Source organism: Corynebacterium lemuris, assembly GCF_024919295.1.
Taxonomy (GTDB): Bacteria; Actinomycetota; Actinomycetes; order Mycobacteriales; family Mycobacteriaceae; genus Corynebacterium; species Corynebacterium lemuris.
In genome coordinates this window covers 1-2,654 of record NZ_JANWTC010000033.1, presented here as the reverse complement: position 1 = coordinate 2,654, position 2,654 = coordinate 1, and the positions used below count along the sequence as shown (strand labels likewise).

Here is a 2,654-nt window from a genome sequence, read left to right as displayed (position 1 = left end):
TCTCCGCCAAGCATGCTCAAGCTTCACGATTTTTGCAACAGAGCCATATCGACAACCTCTCGCGCAACCAAGACATCGCGGTCGGACTGCAAGTGATCTTGAAGCCACGGGCCCGTCCCACCCCGACATGGACCTCGATGCCCGAACGGACGTTAGATTTCGAGTTCTAGGTGTGATGTCCAGGGACGTTGTTGAGTCGGTCGAAGGGTACGCCGCCAATCGCAGAGTGGTGTCGGTGGTGGTTGTAGAAGTGGAGCCAGCCGGGCAGCGCCAGGCGTCGTTCGGCCTCTGAACCGTAAAACCTGGCATAGGCCCAGCCGTCCCCGAGCGTGCGGTGGAATCGCTCGATCTTCCCGTTCGTCTGCGGCCGGTAGGGGCGTGTCCGCTTGTGTCGGATGCCGAGCCGAGCGCAGAAGTCCCTCCATGCGTGGGATCTGTATGCCGACCCGTTGTCGGATAGGACTCGCTCGACGGTCACGCCTCGTTCGGCGAACCAGGCCACGGCGCGTTCGAGAACTCCCACCGCTGTGCTCGCCTGCTCATCCGACCAGATTTCTGCGTATGCGACGCGGGAGTGGTCATCGATGACTGTGTGAACGAACGCCGTCCCGGTGCGCGGCTTGTGATCTTTTCCTCGTGGTAATCCCGGAGTCGCGAGCTTGTTCCGTGCGCCTTGCTGCCGACCTACGTAACGATGTCCACCGCCGTCGGGGATGTTGCCGAACTTCGTGACATCGACATGAATCAACGATCCCGGATGAGGATGCTCATATCGCCGCAATGGCTCGCCAGTGACACGATCGATATGCGAGAGGCGGTTCACGCGGCAACGGACGAGGACCGCGTGAACAGTCGACGTCGAGAGACCAAGTCGCGCAGCGATCTGGGCTGGCCCCAGTCGAAGCCGCCAGCGCAGGTTGATGATCTTCTTCTTGACATGCTCGGGCGTCCTGCCTGGGATCCGGTGCGGCTTGCTGGAGCGATCCTGCATCCCAAACTCACCCTCTTCCCGGTAGCGGCCTGCCCATTTCCGGGCAGTGATCGGGGAGACCATGAACATCTTTGCGGCGATCGTGGCCGGATAGCCGTCTTCGACAATCAGCCGAGCTAACCGGAGACGGGCACGAGGAGTGAGAAGAGCGTTCGGATGGGTCATCAATTGGCCTCCGCCGCGGTCTTCGTAAGCGCGCGTCTGGTGAGAAGCATGATGACGAGAGCGATCGCTGTCAGCACCGAAGCGACCCAAACCGGCGCGAGCAGCCCCAGCCCGGTCGCGAGCCCGAGCGCACCAAGCACGGGCCCCGCTGCAGCTCCGATATTCAATGCTGCGGTTGCGTACGAACCGCCCATCGTTGGCGCACCCGATGCTGCATACAGCACACGCGTGATCAGAGTACTGCCGACGCCGAACGACAGGAATCCCTGAACGAGGACGAGGACGATAAGCGCAACGGGATGAGATGCGACCACTGCCAACACGATCCAGCCTGTCAGCAATAGCGGTCCGCCGACTGCGAGCACGAGGCCAGGTCGTTGATCTGATAGTCGTCCTGCGATCGTGACGCCAAGGAACGATCCGATGCCGAACATCACCAGCGCGACGGACACCCACGCTTCGGCCAAGCCCGCGGTCTCGGTCACGATGGGTGCCAGGAAGGTGAATGCCGCAAAGGTCCCTCCGTTGATCAGCGCTCCGAGTGCCATGGCCAGGATGAGCCGCGGCGTCGCCAACTGGCTGAGCTCGACACGGAGCCTTGGTGAGGTCGCGCTAGTCTCGCTCCGACCAACATTGTTCGTGACGCCACGAATGACTCCAACGGCCGCGGGAATACAGAGGATGGCGATCGCCCAGAACGTCGTTCGCCAGCCCAGCGCTGTGCCGAGCAGTGCCCCGGCGGGGACGCCCACGACGGTTGCGATCGTCGTGCCGGAGAGCAGGATCGACAGTGCACGCCCCTTCTGGTTCGCTGGCACGAGGGTAGTGGCCGTGCTCAGTGCTACGGCGAGGAATCCTGCGTTTGCGAGAGCGCTGAGCACCCGGGTGATGAGCAGGAGAGAGAACACTGGTGTCATCGCTCCGATGACGTGGCTTCCCGCGAACACGAGAAGGCAAACGATCAATGTGAGCCGCGGTGGCCAACGGCGAGCGAATGCCGCCATCACTGGCGCGCCGACGACCATACCGACTGCGAATGCGGAGGTCAGCAGGCCCGCAGTGCCGACCGAGACGTCAAGTTCGGTCGCGATCGCGGGGAGCAATCCCGCGAGCATGAATTCTGAAGTGCCCATGACGAAGACCGCCAGGGCAAGCATGTAAAGGGCAAAAGGCATCGAGTACTCCGAGGTGTGAGATCAAGAAATGGTTCTTCTTGTCACCACGGCCAGCGCCCCGGGTACGCCAGACATACGCCCACACAGATCGTGGGCGTCGTAACTAGTGGTTCAAGGGGCTGGCGGTGTGACCGACAACCCCTGACCTGTCTGATTCGGGACTCGACATGCCCCAAACTCTAACATGCCTTCAATGGCAAGCGGTCTGGACAGATACTTCTTGAATCGGCACGGTGTCATTACGGGCGGGGGCCAGAACAACGTCCCTGGACATCACATCTAGGCGTTCTGCGATGAAGGTTGGATCCCAGCCGGGATTGAAA

General features: G+C 61.7%; 3 protein-coding genes. All 3 read right to left on the bottom strand.

Annotated features, from left to right (window positions below; translation table 11 throughout):
* Window positions 1-166 precede the first annotated feature (166 nt).
* The 3 genes from NYP18_RS15205 to NYP18_RS15580 are packed head-to-tail and all read right to left on the bottom strand — an operon-like array spanning window position 167 to window position 2,406.
* Complete coding sequence (locus tag NYP18_RS15205) at window positions 167-1,156, bottom strand: IS481-like element IS5564 family transposase (protein ID WP_011113072.1); 990 nt, start codon at window positions 1,154-1,156, stop codon at window positions 167-169.
* Complete coding sequence (gene cmx / locus NYP18_RS15200; RefSeq protein WP_005297378.1) at window positions 1,156-2,331, bottom strand: chloramphenicol efflux MFS transporter Cmx; 1,176 nt, start codon at window positions 2,329-2,331, stop codon at window positions 1,156-1,158. Before cmx ends, NYP18_RS15205 begins: the two co-directional genes overlap by 1 nt.
* A 21-nt stretch (window positions 2,332-2,352) precedes the next feature.
* Window positions 2,353-2,406, bottom strand: coding sequence for a chloramphenicol resistance leader peptide (locus NYP18_RS15580; RefSeq protein ID WP_011113070.1), 54 nt, complete (start codon window positions 2,404-2,406; stop codon window positions 2,353-2,355).
* Between the last annotated feature and the right edge of the window lie 248 nt (window positions 2,407-2,654).